20 protein-coding genes are annotated in these 19,969 nt (G+C 63.6%); 9 read left to right on the forward strand and 11 right to left on the reverse strand.

Features of this window, described 5'->3' with window-relative positions:
- Both ABUH87_RS07805 and ABUH87_RS07810 read left to right on the forward strand, forming a co-directional pair.
- Positions 1–927 (forward strand): methyl-accepting chemotaxis protein (locus tag ABUH87_RS07805; RefSeq protein WP_367772210.1); only part of this gene is annotated, 927 nt, incomplete at its 5' end.
- A gap of 116 nt (positions 928–1,043) precedes the next feature.
- The gene (locus ABUH87_RS07810; protein WP_367772217.1) at positions 1,044–1,415 is read left to right on the forward strand and encodes a hypothetical protein; all 372 of its coding nucleotides are present in this window, start codon (positions 1,044–1,046) and stop codon (positions 1,413–1,415) included.
- A 175-nt stretch (positions 1,416–1,590) separates the two neighbouring features.
- On the opposite strand, the gene ABUH87_RS07815 is transcribed toward ABUH87_RS07810, so the two are convergent.
- Positions 1,591–1,902 carry a hypothetical protein gene (locus tag ABUH87_RS07815; protein ID WP_367772219.1) on the reverse strand — a complete coding sequence of 104 codons (312 nt, stop codon included), beginning with the start codon at positions 1,900–1,902 and terminating at the stop codon, positions 1,591–1,593.
- 182 nt (positions 1,903–2,084) lie between these two features.
- On the opposite strand from ABUH87_RS07815, the gene ABUH87_RS07820 reads away from it, so the two are divergent.
- Entirely contained in the window at positions 2,085–3,365 is a 1,281-nt protein-coding gene (locus ABUH87_RS07820; protein ID WP_367772221.1) for a cytochrome P450, read from the forward strand.
- A gap of 61 nt (positions 3,366–3,426) precedes the next feature.
- Here ABUH87_RS07820 and ABUH87_RS07825 read toward each other — a convergent pair whose 3' ends face one another.
- Positions 3,427–4,821 (reverse strand): L,D-transpeptidase family protein, encoded by a 1,395-nt coding sequence (locus tag ABUH87_RS07825; RefSeq protein ID WP_367772223.1) that lies wholly within the window; start codon positions 4,819–4,821, stop codon positions 3,427–3,429.
- A gap of 198 nt (positions 4,822–5,019) precedes the next feature.
- On the opposite strand from ABUH87_RS07825, the gene ABUH87_RS07830 reads away from it, so the two are divergent.
- The 3 genes from ABUH87_RS07830 (at position 5,020) to ABUH87_RS07840 (ending at position 9,706) form a co-directional block, all read left to right on the forward strand.
- Positions 5,020–5,925: a DMT family transporter gene (locus ABUH87_RS07830; RefSeq protein WP_367772225.1), complete on the forward strand. Its 906-nt coding sequence runs from the start codon at positions 5,020–5,022 to the stop codon at positions 5,923–5,925.
- 134 nt (positions 5,926–6,059) lie between these two features.
- Positions 6,060–8,732: an aconitate hydratase AcnA gene (gene acnA, locus ABUH87_RS07835; protein WP_367772227.1), complete on the forward strand. Its 2,673-nt coding sequence runs from the start codon at positions 6,060–6,062 to the stop codon at positions 8,730–8,732.
- Positions 8,733–9,109: 377 nt separating this feature from the next.
- Positions 9,110–9,706, forward strand: coding sequence for a hypothetical protein (locus ABUH87_RS07840; RefSeq protein WP_367772229.1), 597 nt, complete (start codon positions 9,110–9,112; stop codon positions 9,704–9,706).
- A 498-nt stretch (positions 9,707–10,204) separates the two neighbouring features.
- Here ABUH87_RS07840 and ruvB read toward each other — a convergent pair whose 3' ends face one another.
- The 8 genes from ruvB to ABUH87_RS07880 form a co-directional block, all read right to left on the reverse strand.
- Positions 10,205–11,236, reverse strand: coding sequence for a Holliday junction branch migration DNA helicase RuvB (ruvB, locus tag ABUH87_RS07845; RefSeq protein ID WP_367772231.1), 1,032 nt, complete (start codon positions 11,234–11,236; stop codon positions 10,205–10,207).
- A complete protein-coding gene (locus tag ABUH87_RS07850; RefSeq protein WP_367772233.1) occupies positions 11,229–11,624 on the reverse strand; it encodes a GFA family protein in 396 nt (131 codons plus the stop codon). The genes ruvB and ABUH87_RS07850 overlap by 8 nt, the downstream gene beginning before the upstream one ends.
- Entirely contained in the window at positions 11,621–12,220 is a 600-nt protein-coding gene (gene ruvA, locus ABUH87_RS07855; protein ID WP_367772235.1) for a Holliday junction branch migration protein RuvA, read from the reverse strand. The genes ABUH87_RS07850 and ruvA overlap by 4 nt, the downstream gene beginning before the upstream one ends.
- Before the next feature lie 59 nt (positions 12,221–12,279).
- Positions 12,280–12,756: a crossover junction endodeoxyribonuclease RuvC gene (gene ruvC / locus ABUH87_RS07860; RefSeq protein WP_367772237.1), complete on the reverse strand. Its 477-nt coding sequence runs from the start codon at positions 12,754–12,756 to the stop codon at positions 12,280–12,282.
- 25 nt (positions 12,757–12,781) lie between these two features.
- On the reverse strand, positions 12,782–13,525 hold the full coding sequence (locus ABUH87_RS07865; protein ID WP_367772240.1) for a YebC/PmpR family DNA-binding transcriptional regulator: 744 nt from the start codon (positions 13,523–13,525) through the stop codon (positions 12,782–12,784).
- A gap of 107 nt (positions 13,526–13,632) precedes the next feature.
- Positions 13,633–13,950, reverse strand: coding sequence for a heavy metal-binding domain-containing protein (locus ABUH87_RS07870; protein WP_367772242.1), 318 nt, complete (start codon positions 13,948–13,950; stop codon positions 13,633–13,635).
- Positions 13,951–14,014: 64 nt separating this feature from the next.
- Positions 14,015–14,251, reverse strand: coding sequence for a DUF2312 domain-containing protein (locus ABUH87_RS07875; protein WP_353982636.1), 237 nt, complete (start codon positions 14,249–14,251; stop codon positions 14,015–14,017).
- A gap of 109 nt (positions 14,252–14,360) precedes the next feature.
- Positions 14,361–14,672, reverse strand: coding sequence for a DUF1244 domain-containing protein (locus tag ABUH87_RS07880; protein WP_367772245.1), 312 nt, complete (start codon positions 14,670–14,672; stop codon positions 14,361–14,363).
- A gap of 78 nt (positions 14,673–14,750) precedes the next feature.
- Between ABUH87_RS07880 and pyk the strand changes: the two genes are divergently transcribed.
- Positions 14,751–16,223, forward strand: coding sequence for a pyruvate kinase (pyk, locus tag ABUH87_RS07885; protein WP_367772247.1), 1,473 nt, complete (start codon positions 14,751–14,753; stop codon positions 16,221–16,223).
- On the opposite strand, the gene ABUH87_RS07890 is transcribed toward pyk, so the two are convergent.
- Positions 16,220–16,900 carry a YggS family pyridoxal phosphate-dependent enzyme gene (locus ABUH87_RS07890; protein ID WP_367772249.1) on the reverse strand — a complete coding sequence of 227 codons (681 nt, stop codon included), beginning with the start codon at positions 16,898–16,900 and terminating at the stop codon, positions 16,220–16,222. The two genes, pyk and ABUH87_RS07890, sit on opposite strands and share 4 nt — an antisense overlap.
- On the opposite strand from ABUH87_RS07890, the gene ABUH87_RS07895 reads away from it, so the two are divergent.
- Together ABUH87_RS07895 and ABUH87_RS07900 are read left to right on the forward strand one after the other, a co-directional pair.
- Positions 16,899–17,498 carry a thiamine phosphate synthase gene (locus ABUH87_RS07895; RefSeq protein ID WP_367772251.1) on the forward strand — a complete coding sequence of 200 codons (600 nt, stop codon included), beginning with the start codon at positions 16,899–16,901 and terminating at the stop codon, positions 17,496–17,498. The two genes, ABUH87_RS07890 and ABUH87_RS07895, sit on opposite strands and share 2 nt — an antisense overlap.
- Before the next feature lie 56 nt (positions 17,499–17,554).
- Positions 17,555–19,939 carry a DNA translocase FtsK gene (locus ABUH87_RS07900; RefSeq protein WP_367772253.1) on the forward strand — a complete coding sequence of 795 codons (2,385 nt, stop codon included), beginning with the start codon at positions 17,555–17,557 and terminating at the stop codon, positions 19,937–19,939.
- Positions 19,940–19,969: the final 30 nt, after the last annotated feature.

Raw genomic sequence — 19,969 nt, forward strand, 5'->3', positions numbered from 1 at the left:
CTGATCGGCTCTGTGATCGAGAGCTCGCACAGCCTTCGCACCGGGTCGAACGAGATCGCGCAGGCTTCGGAAGATCTGGCCCGCCGGACCGAGAGCAATGCGGCCAGCCTGGAGGAGACCTCGGCTGCGCTGACGCAGATCGATGGCCGCATCAAGGCGACCGCCGAAGCGGCCAGCCGCACTGTGACGCGTGCGGACGAGGCGATCAGCACCGTCTCGGGCGGCCGGGGCGTGGCTGACGAAGCCGTGCGCGCCATGAGCCGTGTTCGCGAAAGCGCCAAGGGCATCGACGAGGTCATCGAGGGTGTCGACAAGATCGCGTTCCAGACCCGGGTTCTGGCCATGAATGCTGCCGTGGAGGCAGGCCGTGCAGGCGATGCGGGCCGTGGTTTCGCTGTCGTGGCCGATCTGGTCAGCGCGCTTGCAATGCGCGCCGAAGAGGAAGCCAAGCGCGCCCGTGATCAGCTGACGGTGACGCAGACCGACATTGTCACCGCGGTAGAAGCCGTGCAGCGGGTCGATGGTGCTCTGGCCGGGATTTCAGAAGGCGTGGGCGAAGTGCACCAGCTGCTCGGCGGCATGGCGTCCGACAACCAGGCGCAGGCCTCTGCGATCACCCAGATCAGCGTTGCCGTGAACAACATGGATCAGGCGACGCAGCAGAATGCCGCCATGGTCGAGCAAACGTCGGCCGCAGCGCGCAACCTGAACAGCGAATCCGAAGCGCTCGCCGTCACCGCCGGTCAGTTCCGGATCAGCGATGGCGCACGGTCCGCCAAGGTCGTCGTGAAGTCCGCAACCAGCCTGATGGCTCCGCCCGTCAACGATCTGGCGCCGCCGCCTCCTGCCAAGCGGAAGGCGAACGGAAGTGCAAACGGCAGCTCAGCAATGGTATCCGTCGCAGACGACGACTGGACCAGCTTCTAGCCGGAACAACGCGAGAGGCGCGCAAGCTTGAGCTGCGCGCCTCTCTGCCTTCGATCTGCAGCGTTGCAAGGCGTCCCGTAACCCCGCTTTAACCACATCCATGCGATCCAGCGCGCATGGACCCGATCACGAGCTATCGCGACCTCACAGAGGGGATCAAAGCCTTAAGCGGCATGTCCCCGCAGATGCTCCACCTTCATGCAGGAATGGCGATCTACATCATCAGCCAGTTCCTGCTCGGGAGCCGGCGCGCATCGTGGGTGGCGCTGCTCATCGTTCTCGAGATCGAGTTGTTCAACGAGACGATGAATTACCTGTTCTACGGCTCCTGGCGGTGGGCGGATACGCTCTCGGACATTGCCACAACCTTGTTCTGGCCGACGATGTGCGTCGTCGTGGGGAAGTATCGCCGCTGGCGCTGGGCGCGTCAGCATGCGCTTCTCAAGGCCATGATGGTGCGGGAACCAAACGCACCAGCCAACGCCTGACCGGGGGTACAACCGAGCGAAGCTCTCAAGCGCCAAAGGACTCGTCCGCACGGTCAGCGCTGACCGGCAGGACTAGTTCCTTGCCGGCCTGCGAAGCGCTGGCGACGACCTTCGCAACGCAGCTACCCGAAAATGAGCAGGGAAGCGGGCGCATATCCCGCGGAGCGCACGCGCGTCATTCGTCCGGGTTGCTCTGCGAGGTGAAGCGAGCGGGCTTCGAGAGCAGCATCGGCAGATCGGGAGAGGCAATACGCGATTCCCTGCCGTTTTCGTGGATCAAGACGACTCGGCCCACGCCAGGCGTCGCCACGACAGCGCTCACTGTATCAACCCACTGATGCAGGATCTGCTTGAGTTCGGCGAGCGCGTCGACGGCTGTGGTAGCGTCACCTGCGGCCTCGAGTTCCGCCTCCAGCTCGACAATCCGGCTGGTCGCCTCGCCGATGCGCTCTGCATCCCTGCTTTCGTTGCCGAACTGCACGCTCATCTTGGTTCCTTCTGATTGCTCCAGGTGTGACCTGGGTAACGCATCGGCCGAACGCAAGCTGCAAGCGTCCTCCATCGCCGCGGCGTCGCGAGCGATCCGGTCGTGTTTGTTGACACATGCTGCGCAAGATATGATACACTGTGTATCGTCGCGCAAATGGCGCAGCGCATGGGAGAACGGCCATGGCCACTGCTGAATTGCCGCTCGCGGAGCGGGACTATTTCTCAGATCATTCTCTCCTGATCGATCCCTACGCCTATTTCGAGGCGCTCCGGGCAGAAGGTCCGGTCCATCGGGCGCCGAACGGGGTGATCTTCGTCACAGGGTTTCAGGAGTGCGTCGATGTCTTGCTCGACAGCGACCATTTCTCGTCTTTTCAGACGCAACTGGGACCGATGACGCCGCTACCCTTCACGCCAGAGAGCGATGACCTGACCGCTCAGATCGCCGCCGCGCGCGATCCCAATGCAATGTCCGAACTGATGGTCGGTTACGACGGTGAGCAGCATGCCAATGCGCGATCGCTGCTGAACAGGCTCTTCGTTCCTTCGCGTCTGCGCGCCAATGAAGAGTACATGTGGAACTTCGCGGGCGAACTGGTGGATGACGCAGTCACACGTGGCGGCTGCGAACTGATCGGGGAAATTGCGACGCCGTACGTCACTCTGGTAATCGCCGACCTGCTGGGTGTCCCCGAAGAGGATCGCGAGGCCTTTCGAAAGGTGATCGACGAAGGACCGCCGCCGGGCAGCCTCGACATGGGAGAGCAGCCTCGGGAAAGCCAAGTGCTGATGTTCATGGCACAGTTCTTCATGCGCTACGTGCACGAGCGGCGCAGTCAGCCGCGGGATGACGTGCTGAGCGAACTGGCCAACGGCGCCTACCCTGACGGCTCTCAGCCTGATGCGCTGGAAGTGGTGAAATCGGCCATGTTCCTTTTTGCCGCCGGCCAGGACACCAGCGCCAAGCTGCTCGGCAATGCGATGCAGCGCGTGGCGCGCGACAAGGCGCTGCAAGCGCGCTTACGCGCAGATCCCAAGGCGATTGCGCCCTTCCTGGAAGAAGTGCTGCGCCTTGAGGGCTCCACCAAGGCAACGTTTCGCCTGGTGAAGCGGCCCGCGCGCATCGGCGGAATGGCGGTCAAGCCGGGCGATCGTATCTTCGTGGGCCTTGCCGCCGCGAACCGCGATCCATTGCGGTGGCAGGATCCCGAGGCATTCGAACTCGGGCGCAAGCGCATCCAGGAACACCTTGCGTTCGGCCGCGGAGCTCATACGTGCCTGGGCGCTCCGCTGGCACGGGTCGAGGTAAGAGTGATTTTCGAACGCTTCTTCGAAAAGACGGCCGATATCGCGCTGGCCGAAGAACACCTGAGCCCGGATGGCGCCGTGTCGCTGGATTATGAACCCAGCTTCATCATCCGTGGACTTGCCGAACTCAACCTGAAGCTAACCCCGGCCTGATCGCGAGGACCGCTGCCGCTTCAACTGCAGCAGCGGTCCTCTCGTGTTTAGGAGATCGCGATCAGAGAGGGTTATCGAGCTGAATAATCGGCTCGTCGCTTGCACGCTGCGTCGTCTTCTCCTCGCGAGGAGCGGCGAAGCTGGCGAGGACGGGCTTGTCTCGCTCATAGATGTCGTTGAACTTCTTGAACTCCCCGTCGATCGAGCGAGCCATGGTGAAGTAGGTGATGTAGACCGGAAAGGTCCTCGTCATCTCTACCTTCGTGTACGTCCCTGAGCGGGAGATCTCGGCAGCCTGCTCGGGCGGCATCTGCGCGCCGAGGATCGCCATCGTCATGCCAAGTTCCACCGCACGCTCGGTACGGATGCAGCCGTGGCTGAACGCGCGCACTTCGGAGTTGAAGTACTGCTTGGCCGGAGTGTCGTGAAGATAGATAGCATGCGGGTTGGGCATGTCGATCTTCATCAGCCCCAACGCGTTGTTGTTGCCGGGCTGCTGAACGACAATGACCGTCCCATCGGCCATCCGCGTGCCCTTGTAACCGTTCGCCCGTGCCCAGCCGGGATTGTTCAGCACTTTCGCGCCCAGGCCCTCTCCCTTTACAATCGACTGCGGCACAGTCCAGGTCGGGTTGAAAACGACGGCGGAAACGGTTTCGGCAAGCTGCGGCGTCGCGGTACGGCCCGGCTTGCCGACAACAGTCTTGTAGGTGCGGATGTTCTTGTTGCGAACGGTCAGGCGCAACTGGAACTCAGGCACGTTTGTCATCAGATAGACGTCGCCCAAGTCGCGCGCCAGCCAGCGCCAGCGATCCAGGTTCACGCGGATCAGCGACTTGCGCGCGGCCTGCGCATCAGGTGTCGCGGCCAGTTCCGCCTTCAGGGCAGCATAGTCGGGGTGTGTCGGCGCGAGCTTGGCGACGATTCCGGGCACGTCATGCTCGCTCAGCGCCTGCGCCATCAGCTGGGCTGTCGGCATGAGATCCTGATCGGGGTCGACGGCAAACCACTGCACGCGCGAGGTCATGGGCGTGCGGCCGTCGCGCAGATCCTCGACAAGCCATGTGAAGGAGCGGCTGGCGATCCGATCCAGTTCATCACTCGGGCCTTGAGCGATGGCAGCTTTCAGAGCGTCTGGCTTGTAATCCTTGGCGAACAGCCCCTCGCTCTTGATGTTCTGTATTGTCGCCAGCAGCGCCTGCGCGTCGCGCACCGACCACGACATTACAGGCTCTAGCACGGGCAGCGCCTGCACCATCGGCGCAGGCGTAACTGGCGGAGCGCTCTGCGCTGTAGGCGGCAAACCCCGCACTGTATCCGGAAGACTCGGCACCGCCGTGTCCGCTTCCCACTCCTGCGAGGTCGGCTGTGCCCTAATCTGCTGTGCAAGCGCAGACGGCCCCGCCAGCGCGGCAACAAGCGCTGCGGTTGCGGTGAAAGCCCCGATGCTGTGCATCCGATGAATCTTACGTGTCAGAAGTCGCTCCAACCGAAACCGCCGAAATCAGGATAAATCGCAAGGTATCCCCGGCGCCCCAGGATAACCTCTCAGAGGATGCAACATCAAGCATTCGTCCTGACTGCGCGATGAACTGAGCGCCTGCGCAGGCAACAATGCTTGCGTCCGGTGTCGGGACGGACAAGAGCGTTGCCGATGCGCGGCCTGTCCTCTCACTCCACGCGGCTGCCCGCAGTGATCGCGGTCGTAGCGGGCATCGCCACATTCAGCGCCATGGATGCTGCGATCAAGGGGGCCTCGCTGGCGGTGGGCGTCTACACTGCGCTGCTCCTGCGCAACATCATCGGCACGGCCCTTGTGCTGCCTTTCTGGCTAGCGAGCAAACCGCGCTGGCCGGGCCCGCCCATTCTCGCGCTGCATGTCCTGCGCTCAAGCGTCAATACGGGGATGGCGCTGCTGTTCTTTGTCGGTCTGGTGCGGATTCCGATGGCGGAAGGCATGGCCCTCTCGTTCATTGCGCCCCTCATAGCGTTGTTCCTTGCTGCCGTATTCCTAGGTGAACGTATCCGGGTTCAGGCAGTGATCGCCTCCATGCTGGGCCTCACAGGGGTCGTCGTCATCGTAGGGAGCCGCCTCGGGCCTTCCGAGGCGGACCCGGAAGTGCTGCTGGGCATTGCCGCCGTTCTTGCATCTGCCGTGCTCTATGCGGTGAACCTCGTGCTCCAGCGAAAGCAAGCTGTGCTTGCCAGCCCGGTTGAGATCACTCTGTTTCAGAACATGATCGTAGCCTTGATCCTGATGGTCTTCGCACCGTGGTTGCTCGTGCTGCCTTCATCCGAAATTCTTGCGCTGATCGCATTCGGCGCCGTCTGCGCAACCATCGCCCTCTCGCTCTTCGCTTGGGGCTACGCCCGCGCCGAAGCGCAGGTGCTGCTACCCCTCGAGTACACAGCCTTTGTCTGGGCCGCCCTGTTTGGCTGGATCTTCTTTGCAGAGCCGCTGAGCGCGGCCACTCTGGCGGGAACGGTCCTCATCGTGATGGGATGCTGGATCGGCACCCGCAACCCGGCGCGGGAGCATACCGAACAAACGGCGGTGTGATGCCGGCACCCTTGACCTGCGGGCGCCAAGCGCGCATCGGCGGGGCCGACGAATCCGCTTGTCGCATTGCAGCACGGACGGGGGAAAGCCGGACTGCCGCGACGGGCTAAAACACCAAAGGGGAACACGCCCACATGACTCAGGTCGGACAGGACACTCTCGGCACCCGCAGCACCATGAGTGCGGGCGGCAAGGAGATCGCCTACTACTCGTTGAAGAAGGCCTCCGAAAAGTTGGGCGACGTCAGCCGCCTGCCCTTCTCGATGAAGGTGCTTCTGGAGAACCTGCTCCGCTTCGAGGATGGCGGCTTCACCGTCGGGACCGAACACATCCAGGCCATTGTGGACTGGCAGAAGAACCCGGTCACCGGCAACGAGATCCAGTACCGCCCGGCTCGCGTGCTGCTGCAGGACTTCACCGGCGTGCCCTGCGTCGTCGATCTGGCGGCCATGCGCGACGCGATCAAGGCTCTTGGGGGCGACACCAGCAAGATCAACCCGCAGGTTCCCGTGAACCTCGTCATCGATCACTCGGTCATGGTGGACGAATTCGGCCATCCGCGCGCGTTCCAGGAGAACGTGGAGATTGAGTATCAGCGCAACATGGAGCGCTACGACTTCCTCAAGTGGGGTTCCAAGTCGCTCGACAACTTCTCCGCCGTGCCCCCGGGCACCGGCATCTGCCACCAGGTGAACCTCGAATACATCGCGCAGTCGGTCTGGACTTCGCAGGATCAGAACGGACAGCTGGTCGCCTATCCCGACACCTGCGTCGGCACTGACAGCCACACCACGATGGTCAACGGCCTGGGCGTGCTGGGCTGGGGCGTGGGCGGCATTGAGGCCGAAGCAGCAATGCTTGGTCAGCCCGTCTCGATGCTCATTCCCGAAGTGGTCGGCTTCAAGTTCACCGGCGAGCTGAAGGAAGGCGTCACCGCTACCGACCTCGTTCTCACCTGCACCTCGATGCTGCGCCAGCACGGCGTTGTTGGCCGTTTCGTCGAGTACTTCGGCCCCGGCCTCGCCTCGCTGAGCCTCGCCGATCGCGCCACGCTGGCCAACATGGCGCCCGAGTACGGCGCGACTTGCGGCTTCTTCGGCATCGACGACAAGACGCTGGACTACCTGCGGCTCACTGGCCGCGACGAAGACCAGATCGCCATCGTAGAAGCCTATGCGAAAGAGCAGGGCTTCTGGATCGATCCCAATGCAGCCGATCCGGTCTTCTCGAGCATGCTCGAGCTCGATCTGTCGACGGTCGTTCCTTCGCTCGCCGGTCCCAAGCGCCCGCAGGACTGGGTCTCGCTCCCCGACGTTGACAACGTGTTCAACGCCGACATGGAAAAGGTCTACAAGAAGACCAACGCGCGCGTACCGGTAGAGGGCAAGGACTTCGATATCGGCGATGGCGACGTTGTCATCGCAGCGATCACCAGCTGCACCAACACCTCCAATCCCGCGGTGCTCGTTGCAGCCGGCCTCGTCGCCAAGAAGGCGGACGCATTCGGCCTCAAGCCGAAGCCTTGGGTAAAGACTTCGCTCGCCCCAGGCTCGCAGGTGGTGACCGACTACCTCAAGAAGGCGGGCCTGCAGGAGCATCTGGACAGCATCGGCTTCAACCTCGTGGGCTACGGCTGCACCACCTGCATCGGCAACTCCGGCCCGCTGGCCGAGCCGATCAGCAAGGCCATCAACGAGAACGGCCTGGTTGCCAGTGCTGTGATTTCGGGCAACCGCAATTTCGAAGGTCGTGTGTCGCCGGACGTGCGCGCAAACTTCCTCGCTTCACCGCCGCTCGTCGTCGCTTACGCGCTCAAGGGCACTGTGATTGAGGACTTCGTCACCACCCCGATCGGCACCAGCACGGACGGGCAGGACGTCTACCTCCGCGACATCTGGCCGACCAACAACGAGATCGCCGAGACCATCGCCACCTGCATGGACCGTGCGATGTTCCAGGCGCGTTATGCCGATGTCTATCGCGGTGACGAGCACTGGCAGTCGATCAACGTGACCGGCTCCGAAACGTACCAGTGGCGCCCGGCTTCGACCTATGTCGCCAACCCTCCCTATTTTGAGGGCATGGAAATGACGCCGGCACCCGTCAGCGACATTATCGAAGCCAAGCCGTTGCTGATTCTGGGTGATTCGATCACCACGGACCACATCAGCCCGGCAGGTTCGATCAAGGCGGACAGCCCTGCAGGCCACTGGCTGCAGGAGCATCAGGTCGCCAAGGCGGACTTCAACTCGTATGGCGCGCGCCGTGGCCACCATGAGGTCATGATGCGCGGCACCTTCGCCAACATCCGCATCCGCAACGAAATGGTGCCCGGTATCGAGGGCGGCATGAGCCGTTATGGCGAGGAAGTCGGCGCGGTTTACGACGTCGCCATGAAGCACAAGGCTGCGGGCACGCCGATGATTGTCATCGCCGGCAAGGAATACGGCACCGGCTCTTCGCGCGATTGGGCCGCCAAGGGCACCAACCTCCTGGGTGTGCGCGTGGTGATCGTCGAGAGCTTCGAGCGTATCCACCGTTCGAACCTGGTCGGGATGGGCGTGCTGCCGCTGCAGTTCAAGAATGGCGACACGCGCGAAACGCTGGGCCTGACCGGCGACGACAGCTTCACCATCAAGGGCGTTGCCAACCTGAAGCCGCAGCAGGACGTGGAAGTCGAAGTCACCCGCAAGGATGGTTCGAAGTTCACCTTCACCGCCCTGTGCCGCATCGATACCGCCAACGAAGTCGAGTACTTCATGAACGGCGGCATCCTGCAGTACGTGCTGCGCAAGCTCGCCGCCTGATCCTGCGGGCACATCGCTGAGTTCAGAAGGCCCCGTCCTGCCACGTGCAGGCGGGGCCTTTCTCTTTGCCAAGTCGAATTGCGAACGCCCCGGTGCTGGGGTGAACAAAAGGGGCGGTGCCATATCGGCGCCGCCCTTTCGCACATTCGCCATTCCTGCCGGCTTCCAGTGCGTTTCCAGCCTGAGCGGAAACGCTTCAGATCGTCAGTCTTCGCATTTTTCCGAGCCGTTGACCGTCAACAGTCAACTTGGAAGTGCTTCAGGCTGCATTCTTGCCCCACTTGCGTCGTCCCGCAACCACCGCAGCAGCCGCCCCGAACAGAACGAGCATCGGTGGCGCGGGTACCGGCGTACCACTCGTGCCGCTGGTGCCACTGGTGGTGGATGTCGTGGTCGTTGTCGTGGTGTTGCCTGAGGTCGTCGTGGTGGTGCTCGATACGTTGCCTGAAGTCGTGGTTGTCGAGGTGCTTACGTTTCCTGAGGTGGTGGTGCTCACGTTGCCGGACGTGGTGCTCGTACTCACGTTCCCCGACGTCGTACTTGTGCTGACATTGCCCGAGGTCGTGGTGCTGACGTTTCCTGACGTCGTGCTCGTACTCACGTTGCCAGAGGTGGTGCTGCTTACGTTGCCCGACGTGGTCGAGGACACGTTCCCGGAGGTTGTCGTGCTCACACCCCCGGTTGTTGTCGTGGTGGTCGTGGTCGAACCGGGACCGCCGGATGTCGAGGAGGAGGAGGAGGAGGAGGACGAAGACGAGGAGGACGACGTTGAAGACGATGAGGAAGACGAGCCTTGGCCGCCGCCATTCGTCGTGGAGGTAATGACGATGCTCCCTCCGGCACCACCACCGCCCCCGCCAAAGAAGCCCCCGAAGAAGCCGCCACCGAACCCGCCGAGCGGTCCGCCGCCGACTACAACAGGAACCGCACCGCCGCCGCCGGTCGGCATCGCTGGAGGGGCGGGCGGGATGTAGGGCGGAGGCAGCGGCACCATTGCCATCTGCGGCTGGGTGCAGCAGGTGCGCTTGATCACCTTACGCACACGCTGCACCGTCTTCGGCTTTTCGGCTTTCGCGAGGTGCTTGACGGGCTTCGCCTGCTTGACCTCCTTCACCTTTCGGTACTGGCCTTCCTTCGCGGGCGTTTCCGCAACGTGAACCGCACCGCCGCCGATCAGCGCGCACCCGGCCGCACATGCGGAGAGTTTTGCAAGGGCCATCCGGACAGACATAGGCGGTGCTCTCTTCTCTTTACCTGGGCGGGCATTGGGCAGCTTGCAAAAGCCGACCTTCCGCCTCGATCTGCCACAGAGAACGCAGAGAGTGCTTAACGGGACAACGGCGTTAACCTTGATTCGACAGTCCCGAACGGGGAATCCGCGTCCGTTCGGGCGCCGGTGCACACAGTTGTTTCGAAACGGGACTGTGGCCCGATGCAGGTGTAAAGAGATGCGCCTCTTTTGCGCCCCCCGATCAGCTGTCGCCAGGTTCGAAAAGACCGCCCTGTGTGCCTGCAGGCGGCGCGAGTCCCAGGTGACGCCACCCCGCATCGTTCAAGCAACGCCCACGCGCCGTCCGGGCGACCATACCCAGTTGGATCAGGTAAGGCTCAATCACTTCCTCGATCGTATCGCGAGGTTCGGAGAGGCCAGCCGCCAGCGTTTCCACACCCACCGGGCCGCCGCGGTAGATGTCCGCAATCATCGTCAGGTACCGCCGGTCCTGAGCGTCCAGTCCCAATGCATCCACTTCCAGCCGCGTAAGGGAATCATCCGCGACCGCGCGTGTGATCCGCTCGCTACCAGCGACGTGGGCAAAGTCCCTCACGCGCCGCAGCAGCCGGCCGGCGACCCGAGGCGTCCCTCGTGCACGCCGGGCGATCTCGGTAGCACCGCCCTTGTCTATGCCCACGCCCATCAGATGCGCGCCCCGTGTCACCACATGCTCCAGTTCCGGCACGGTGTAGAAGTTCAGGCGGACAGGAATACCGAACCGGTCTCGCAGCGGCGTCTGCAAAAGACCCTGGCGCGTCGTCGCACCGATCAGCGTGAACGGCGGCAGGTCGATACGCACCGAGCGCGCTGAAGGCCCCTCGCCGATCATGAGATCGAGCGCCCGGTCCTCCATGGCGGGATATAGCACTTCCTCCACCACCGGATTGAGGCGATGTATCTCGTCAATGAACAGCACGTCGCCGTGCTCGAGGTTGGTGAGCAAGGCCGCCAGATCACCGGCCTTGGCGATCACCGGCCCGGATGTGGCACGAAAGCCGACGCCCAGCTCACGCGCGACGATCTGCGCCAGCGTCGTTTTGCCCAAGCCCGGAGGGCCGAAGAACAGCACATGGTCCATCGCCTCTCGCCGGGACCGAGCGGATTCGATGAACACCTGCAGGTTGCCCTTGGCGGCTGCCTGGCCGACAAATTCAGCCAGCGTCTTCGGCCTGAGCGCGGCGTCGACATCTTCCGGTTGGCGGTCCGAAGCCAGAAGCGGGTTGTCAGTCATGATGCTCGACCTCGCCGCCGATATTTACCCAAGCGTGCCTCCGCGCCTCATAAACGGAACTCGCAGGGGACGGGAAGTGAGGGTCCGAAAAAGCGCCAACCGCTACGGCGATCACGTCGCGCTCCTCGACGACCCGATAGTAGACCGTGGAACCGCAACAAGGGCAGAAACTGCAAACGCTTGTGCTTCCCTCATCCCCCTTCCGCGACCACTCACGAATCTCTCCCGAGACCCTGATCTGCTCCGAGCGGAAGCGAGCTTGCGCTGCGAAAACGGAGCCGCTACGTCGTTGGCATGCCAGACAATGGCAGACGGAGACGCGCACCGGCTCACCGCGTGTGTGCACTCGCAGTTGTCCGCACTGGCAGCGGGCTTCGCGCAGTTTCACGTGGCCGCTCTCTTGAGCGCCACACGCACCAGATCGTTCAACCCGGCGCTCTCACCCAGTTCCTCAACGGCCTGCGCCACTGCCGCACCAGCAACCGCCGGCTTGAAGCCGAGGTTCTGCAGGGCGGAAAGGGCATCCGCCGTCGCCGAGCCGGCGGGCGCGGCGATTGTCGCGCCTCCCGGAGCAGCCGGCAAGCCGCCGGCCTTGTCCTTCAACTCGTTGACAATCCGGCTCGCAAGCTTGGGCCCGACACCATTGGCCCGAGCCACCATCGCCGCGTCTCCCCCCGCGCAGGCGCGCTGAAGCTCCTCCGTCGTCAGCGCGGACAGGATCGCCAGCGCAACCTTGCTGCCGACACCCTGAACGGCGGTCAGGAGACGGAACCAGTCCCGCTCCCCTGCAGAGGCAAAGCCGATCAGCCGCATGTCGTTTTCGGAGACCTGCAGATCGGTGAAAACCACGGCCCTGTCGCCCCTGATGCCCAGCGCTTGCAGCGTCCGGGCGGAACAGTGCACCAGATAACCGACGCCCTGTACGTCGATCACGGCCCAGTCCGGGCCGAAATCCTCAAGCGTGCCGGAGAGACGGGCGATCATGGTTTGTTCCTATGACAGGTGCGGCAGCGCCGGGCAAGTCTGCCCGCGTGGATCGACCGCTAGCGGTGGCTGCCCAGCATGTTGGCGTGGGTGATCGCGACCGCCAGGGCATCGGCGGCATCCGCTCCCGCCAGCTTGACGCCCGGAAGCAGGACCTTGAGCATCGCTTGCACCTGCGTCTTCTCGGCTCGCCCGGTGCCCACCAGCGCCTTCTTTACCAAGCTGGTTGCATACTCGCTAACGGGCAGCCCCGCTCGCGCAATCGCCAGCAGGCAGACGCCACGGGCCTGTCCCAGCTTGAGCGTCGATTGCGCGTTGGTGTTGACGAAGACCTCTTCGACGGCCCCGAAATCGGGCCGGTGCGCCAGGATGACATCGGTCAGTTCGCGGTCGAGCGTCACGAGCCGCTCAGCCAGCGAACTGGCAGCATCCGTGCGGACTTGCCCGTTGGCGATGTGACTTAGCCGACTTCCCGATTTCGAGACGATACCCCAGCCCGTGCAGGCAAGGCCGGGGTCGAGGCCGATTATGAGCAACCAGTATCCCCTCTGCCGAGGACCACTAGCCGAGCTTCTCCATCACCTCTTCGGAGACCTCGTAGTTGCCCCAGACGGTCTGCACGTCGTCGTCGTCGTCGAGTGCGTCGATCAGCTTGAACAGCGTGCCAGCGTTATCCTCGCCCACGTCGACCTTGAGGTTCGGCTTCCACGCCAGCTTGACGCCTTCGGCTTCGCCAAGCGATTTTTCGAGTTCGCGCGCGACTTCGTGGAGGTTCTCCACGCTCGTCCACACCGAGTGGCTCTCGCTGTCGCTCTCAACGTCGTCCGCACCGGCTTCGATCGCGGCCTCCAGCACCTTCTCCTCGTCGCCCACGCTGCCGGGGTATTCGATCAGGCCCAGCCGCTCGAAGCCGTGGCTCACTGCCCCGCTTGCACCAAGATTTCCGCCGTTCTTGGAGAAGGCGGTCCGCACATTGGTGGCGGTGCGATTGCGATTGTCGGTCAACGCCTCAACGATGATGGCGACGCCACCCGGGCCGTAACCCTCGTAGCGCACTTCCTCGTAGTTCTCGCCGTCGCCCTTGCTCGCCTTCTCGATGGCGCGCTGGATATTGTCCTTGGGCATGGACTGCGCCTTGGCTGCGTTCACCGCTGCGCGCAGGCGCGGGTTCATGTCCGGATCGGGCATGCCCATCTTCGCGGCGACGGTAATCTCGCGCGAAAGCTTTGAGAACATCGCCGAGCGCTTCTTATCCTGCGCGCCCTTGCGATGCATGATGTTCTTGAATTTGGAATGGCCTGCCATCGTCTGCCCGTCTTCTGTGCCCGCGTTCCGGTGCGCGCTTGAGGATGGGCGCCCTTACAACAGCCCTGCGCACGAGGGCAACCGGCGACCGGTACCAATGCTGCCCATTACACCAGAACCGCAGTTCCCGAACAGCTTACCATGAGCATCGAGCCGGACTGGCCGATGACCTCGTAATCGATGTCGACGCCGATGACAGCGTTGCCGCCCAGCCGCTCCGCTTCACTCTCCATCTCGGCGAGCGCTTCCTTGCGTGCACGCTGCAGCACCTGCTCGTACTTGCCCGAACGACCGCCAACGATGTCCGTGATGCTGGCGAACAGGTCTCGAAAGACGTTCGCACCCACGATCACTTCGCCGGTGACAATACCCAGATACTCACGGGCCGGGCGCCCTTCGATGGTGGGCGTGGTGGTGACGATCATGACCGCTCCTGCTCAGTTGAGAGGTGCAGTCTAACGCATCGCCCCACCGACGCCATCGCAAGAATCAACCCAGACCCAGAGCGGCCTTATAGGTGTCCAGAACCATCTCCATTTCCTTGCGGTCGTCCGGCTTCATCTTCCGCAGGCGCACGATCTGACGCATGATCTTGACGTCGTAGCCCACCGCCTTGGCCTCTGCGTAGACGTCGCGGATGTCGTCGGAAATGCCCTTCTTCTCCTCTTCGAGGCGTTCGACGCGCTCGATCAGGAGGCGCAGGCGGTCGTCGGTGGTCTCGGCCATGATGGTGTCGTGCTTTCCGTATCCGGTGAATCGGTTGGGCGCGGCTGATAGCGGCAGCCGCTCGATCCGGCAAAAGAACATGCTGTGGAAATCGGAAGTCCTGAAGACTTCAACGCGATCCCGCGTTCCTCTTGAGGCTCTCCTCCATACGGGTGAGCTGCTCTGGTGTGGCGTCCGTCTGATATTTGTCCTTCCACTCCGCCGCAGGCATGCCGTGGATCAGCTCCCGCGCCGCAGCCTTGTCGCCTGGAAAGCCGGCATCGCGAATCCAGTCGGCCAGACAGTTGCGGCAGAACCCGGACAACCCCATCAATTCGATGTTCTGCGCGTCGTGCCGGTGGCGCAGGTGCCGCACCAGCCTACGGAAGGCAGCGGCGGCCTGTGCATCGTCCAGAGTGTCCAGTGGGTCGTTTTCGTTCATAATCCGTCCCGTTCGTCCTTGGTTTGTCACGTTCCCTTTGCCATATGGACCTGCGATCGCAACACGGCAGGACAGCAATTGGCACGCACTGATACGAAGAAGGGCATCCGTCGTCGCCGCAAGGTGAAGATCCTCGCCACGCTGGGACCAGCCAGCAGCACCAAGGAAACTATCGCCGCCCTCCTCCGCGCCGGTGCCGATGCGTTCCGCGTCAACATGAGCCACGGCGAACACGAGACGCACGCCCGCACCATTGCTCTCATTCGTGAGGTGGAAAAGGAAGTGGGGCGCCCGGTCGCGATTCTGTGCGACTTGCAGGGCCCGAAGCTCCGGGTCGGAAAGTTCCGCGACGGCTCTGCCTTCATTCGCCACGGCGCGCACTTCACGCTCGACCGGAACCCGGAACCGGGCGACGACACGCGTGTGGAACTGCCGCACCCCGAACTTTTCGGTATCCTCGAAAAGGGCCAGCGGCTTCTTATCGATGACGGAAAGCTGCGCCTTAAGGTGATCCGCGCCGAGCCCGATGCGCTGCTATGCTCGGCCGAGGTCGGCGGACCGATTTCGGACCGTAAGGGTGTCAATGTACCCGACACGCTGGTGCCAGTGCCCGCACTCACCGACAAGGACCGCCGCGATCTCGCCTTTGCCATCCAGCATCAGGCGGATTGGATCGGCCTATCCTTTGTGCAGCGGCCGGAGGACGTCGCCGAGGCGCGGCGCCTGCTGGGCGGCCACGGTGCGCTCATGGCCAAGATCGAGAAGCCCAGCGCCATCCAGAGTCTGGACGAGATTGTCGAACTGTCCGACGGCATCATGGTCGCCCGCGGAGACCTGGGGGTCGAGCTCAATCCGGAAGAAGTGCCGCCCCTACAGAAGCGAATCATCGAAAAGGTCCGGCTCGCGGGCAAACCCGTCGTTGTCGCGACCCAGATGCTCGAATCGATGATCGAGCGCCCCACTCCGACCCGCGCCGAAGTGTCGGACGTTGCCAACGCCGTGTACGATGGCGCCGATGCGGTGATGCTTTCCGCCGAAACCGCTGCCGGACAGTGGCCGCTTGAGGCGGTTACAATCATGGATCGTATCGCTGTGCAGGTGGAAGCGGACCTGACCTACCGCGAGCGCATCCACCTGGCTGAGATCCCGCCGGACGCGACGATGGCCGATGCGCTATCCGAAGCCTGCGCAAGCATCGCCGATGCTCTGCCGATCGAAGCCATCATCTGCTTCACTCTCTCGGGCATTTCCGCACGACGCGTGGCGCGAGAGCGGCCCTCAGCGCCGATGCTGGTGCTGACGTCGAGCGTGCAATCGGCGCGACGGCTGGCCCTGCTCTGGGGCGCGCATCCGGTCACGACCAAGGACATCGGAAGCTTCGAGGAGATGATCGCGAAGGGCAGGCGGATGGCCCTGCGTCACGGTTTCGGCGGCGCCGGCTCGCGTCTGGTAATCCTGGCGGGTGTGCCCTTCGGCGTACCGGGCTCCACCAACCTGCTGCACGTGATCACCCTTTCAGGCAACGAGCTGAAGGGGCACGACGGAGCCTAGCTGCGGCTCCCGAACAGGGCGGATCCGACGCGCACATGGGTAGCGCCGAGCATGACGGCGGTCTCGAAGTCATCGCTCATGCCCATTGATAGCTGCCTCAACCCGTTTTCATCCGCCAGCTTGGCAAGCAGCGCGAAGTAGGGGGCGGGCTCAAGAGCCGCCGGCGGCACGCACATGAGCCCGGCAACAGGCACGTCGGCATCGCGCGCCTGTTGCAGAAGCTCCGGCAGCGCGGCGATGGGACAGCCGCCCTTCTGCTCTTCCTCACCGATATTCACCTGGACGAAGCAGGGGACCTGGCGACCGGCCTTTTCCATCGCTTTGCCCAGAGCCGTCAGGAGCGAGAGCCGATCGAGCGAGTGGATGCAGTCAAACAAGGCCACGGCCTCATCGGCCTTGTTTGACTGGAGTTGCCCCACGAGATGCAATCGGACCTGAGGATGTGCCTCGATCAACTCCGGCCACTTCGACTGCGCCTCCTGCACGCGGTTCTCTCCAAAGACGTACTGCCCTTGGGCGATAAGCGGCGCGATCCGCTCTGCCGGGTGTGTCTTGGAAACGGCGATCAGCTGGATCTGATCAGGCTCCCTCCCCGCAATCGCGGCAGCTTTGGCGATGCGATTGCGCACGTCCTCAAGAGGGCTTGCAGGCGAGACGAGAGTAGCTGGCTGATCCATGGCGCGCTGCTATAGCGCCTGTGTGCGCAACCGCTACCCGCCCTGCACTCTGCCGTCCGTCTGGCTCATCAGCGATGAACGCATCGATGAGAGGCTTGAAAGTGCGCTCAGCCGCCTTCCTCGCGGTAGTGGCTTCATATTCCGCCACTATCACTTGTCTGCCAGCGAAAGGCGCGCGCGCTTTCGCTCTCTCCGCTCAGCGCTGCGCAAAGGCAGGCACTTGAGCGTGCTGGCAGATACGCCCGCAGCGGCCCGGCGGTGGGGGGCTGCTGGTGCTTACGGTCGGGCGCGCAAACTGTCCGCCGGTCCCGCACTCTTGCGACTGGTGACAGCGCATTCGCTGCGGGAGATCGGTGAGGCGAATCGGATTCGCGCCGACGCGGTTCTGCTCTCGCCGGTTCATCCCACGCGCACGCATCCAGGCGCCCCGTCGCTCGGCCCCGTCCGCTACCGCCTGCTGGCGGCGCGCTCCCGCGTCCCGGTGATAGCACTGGGGGGCATGAATGCGTCGCGCGCGCGCGCGCTGGGTGCACGCCATTGGGCCGCCATTGAGAGTCTTGCACAGCCACGCAAGCGGCCGTTCCCGATCCATTCTTGACGGCGAGTCCTGCTCGCGCGCATTATTGTCAGCCAGAACCAGGGTATTTACAGAACATGGCGACACGTCCCATCGCGCCCGGCCGGCGGATCGCCAAGCCGGATTGGCGCGCCGTCCTCAAGCGCTCCGTGCGGCGCGCGAGCGAGCTTACCGGCGCTCTGACGCTGTTTTCGGCGATGCTGTTCTTCGCCCTGTCGATCCTCAGCTATCACCAGACAGACCCCTCGACGTCGACGGCGGCGGCAGAGGGTGCCGTGCAGAACTGGATGGGTCCGGCAGGTGCATGGCTGGCCGATTTCGCCCTCCTCCTTCTCGGGCCCGTGTGTATCCTGTTCGTGCCGCTGCTTTATGTTTTTGCGCGCAAGCTCTGGCGGCTGGTCGAGGAGGAAGACGGCAGCGTCGAACCCAGCGACGAGCGCTGGTGGCGTCCGGTAAGCGTCCTTGCCCTTTCAATGGTCCTCATCGCCACTGTGCTTTCGCTAGGGTTTACGCAGCCCGGAGGCGTCCTGCCCGCATCCATGGGCGGTATCGCCGGCCTGCTGGGCGCGAAGGTCGTGCACGGCATCACCGGATTCCTGCCGGAGCAGATCCAAGGCTGGGCTATATTCGGGATCGCCGTCGCCTGCCTGTTCACCGGCACGGCTCTGGCGGGCAAGGTCTTTGCATTCGACTGGGGTATCCTGTTGTCGTTGCCCGGCAGACTGGGCCGCGTGGCCGACGCGCTTCCGACGGCCGACACGCGGGAGAAAGCGCCCGCGCGCGAGAAAGCTGAAAGCGCACCCTGGGCCCAGCCGGCAGCTGCCACGCCACCCTCGCCCATCACGAGCACGGATGAGAGGCCGCGCAAGGCTCCGGAGATCGTCGACCCCAGCAAGCCCGCAGTGCCCGCGCAACTCGCTTCCAGCGCGCGGCAGAAGGACTTCTTCGACCAATACGAACTGCCCGGTCTCGACCTGCTCGCGGAAGCACCGGCCGGCTCGCAGAAGCCCATCGACAAACTCAGTCTGGAGCGCAACGCCCGCCTGCTGGAAACCGTCCTCGACGATTTCAACGTGAAAGGCGAGATTACAGCAGTGCGGACCGGTCCGGTCGTCACGATGTATGAGCTGGAACCCGCACCCGGCATCAAGGCGAGCCGTGTCATCGGGCTTGCCGACGATATTGCCCGGAACATGAGCGCGATCTCCGCTCGTGTCTCTGCAATACCCGGCCGCACGGTCATGGGCATCGAACTTCCCAACGTCGATCGTCAGATGGTCTCCTTCCGCGAGATGGTCGGCTCGGAGGCCTTTGCCAGCCACAAGGGCATGCTGCCGATCATCCTGGGCAAGGATATCGCCGGAGAGCCGGTGGTCGCCGACCTTGCAACCATGCCGCACCTGCTGGTGGCCGGCACCACCGGGTCGGGCAAATCGGTGGGCCTGAACTGCATTCTGCTCTCGCTGCTCTACCGGATGACACCTGCACAATGCCGGATGATCCTGGTCGATCCGAAGGTTCTCGAGCTCAAGAGCTACGACGACATTCCGCATCTGCTGTCGCCCGTCGTGACCGAGCCACCCAAGGCCGTGCGCGCGCTCAAGTGGGCGGTGGAGGAGATGGAACGCCGCTATCGCATGATGAGCGAGATCAGCGTTCGTAACCTTGCCAGCTTCAACGAGAAGGTGCGCGCCGCTGCTGCCAAGGGCAAGCCGCTGGGACGGCGCGTGCAGATCGGCTTCGATCCGGACACGGGCGAGGAGCTCTACGAGGAGAACCAGCTCGACTATCAGGTGCTGCCGCAGATCGTGCTGATCGTGGACGAGCTTGCCGACCTCATGGTCACCGTCGGCAAGGAAATCGAAGTGCTGATCCAGCGGCTCTCCCAAAAGAGCCGTGCCGCCGGCATCCACCTCATCATGGCGACGCAGCGCCCTTCCGTCGACGTCATCACCGGCGTCATCAAGGCCAACCTGCCGACCCGCATCAGCTTTGCCGTGACCAGCCGCATCGACAGCCGCACGATCCTAGGCGAGCAAGGCGCCGAACAGCTGCTCGGCAAGGGCGACATGCTTTACAAGCCGAACACCGACCCGGTGAAGCGCGTGCACGGCCCCTTCGTCAGCGACGAAGAAGTGGAAGGCGTGGCCGACTTCTGGCGAGGCCAGGGCAAGCCCGACTACGTCGACGCCGTCACTGAAGAGCCCGAGGACGGCGGCTTCGGCTTTGAGGATATCGACGCCGCCTCCGACAACCCGGAGGAGCGCAAGTACCGTCAGGTCTGCCACCTGGTCTTCGAGAACCAGAAGGTCTCCGTCTCCTGGCTGCAGCGCCAAATGGGCGTCGGTTACAACACGGCGGCAAAGTGGGTCGAGCGCATGGAGAACGACGGCTACGTCGGGCCTGCCAACCATGTCGGCCGCCGAGACATCTACCGCGACGAGAACGGCAATCCGCTTTGAGGTTCAGGGACGATCTGCAGCCGCGCCATT

The organism is Novosphingobium rhizovicinum (assembly GCF_040813635.1).
Taxonomy (GTDB): Bacteria; Pseudomonadota; Alphaproteobacteria; order Sphingomonadales; family Sphingomonadaceae; genus Novosphingobium; species Novosphingobium rhizovicinum.

Coding starts and splice junctions, on each gene's coding strand:
- ABUH87_RS07890 (WP_367772249.1), bottom strand. CDS start 16,900: ATGGATCAGCCAGCTACTCTCGTCTCGCCTGCAAGCCCTCTTGAGGAC.
- ABUH87_RS07825 (WP_367772223.1), bottom strand. CDS start 4,821: ATGCACAGCATCGGGGCTTTCACCGCAACCGCAGCGCTTGTTGCCGCG.
- ABUH87_RS07810 (WP_367772217.1), top strand. CDS start 1,044: ATGGACCCGATCACGAGCTATCGCGACCTCACAGAGGGGATCAAAGCC.
- ABUH87_RS07820 (WP_367772221.1), top strand. CDS start 2,085: ATGGCCACTGCTGAATTGCCGCTCGCGGAGCGGGACTATTTCTCAGAT.
- ruvB (WP_367772231.1), bottom strand. CDS start 11,236: ATGACTGACAACCCGCTTCTGGCTTCGGACCGCCAACCGGAAGATGTC.
- ABUH87_RS07895 (WP_367772251.1), top strand. CDS start 16,899: ATGGCGCGCTGCTATAGCGCCTGTGTGCGCAACCGCTACCCGCCCTGC.
- ABUH87_RS07880 (WP_367772245.1), bottom strand. CDS start 14,672: ATGAACGAAAACGACCCACTGGACACTCTGGACGATGCACAGGCCGCC.
- acnA (WP_367772227.1), top strand. CDS start 6,060: ATGACTCAGGTCGGACAGGACACTCTCGGCACCCGCAGCACCATGAGT.
- ABUH87_RS07815 (WP_367772219.1), bottom strand. CDS start 1,902: ATGAGCGTGCAGTTCGGCAACGAAAGCAGGGATGCAGAGCGCATCGGC.
- ABUH87_RS07870 (WP_367772242.1), bottom strand. CDS start 13,950: ATGATCGTCACCACCACGCCCACCATCGAAGGGCGCCCGGCCCGTGAG.
- ruvA (WP_367772235.1), bottom strand. CDS start 12,220: ATGATCGCCCGTCTCTCCGGCACGCTTGAGGATTTCGGCCCGGACTGG.
- ABUH87_RS07830 (WP_367772225.1), top strand. CDS start 5,020: ATGCGCGGCCTGTCCTCTCACTCCACGCGGCTGCCCGCAGTGATCGCG.
- ABUH87_RS07875 (WP_353982636.1), bottom strand. CDS start 14,251: ATGGCCGAGACCACCGACGACCGCCTGCGCCTCCTGATCGAGCGCGTC.
- ABUH87_RS07900 (WP_367772253.1), top strand. CDS start 17,555: ATGGCGACACGTCCCATCGCGCCCGGCCGGCGGATCGCCAAGCCGGAT.
- ABUH87_RS07865 (WP_367772240.1), bottom strand. CDS start 13,525: ATGGCAGGCCATTCCAAATTCAAGAACATCATGCATCGCAAGGGCGCG.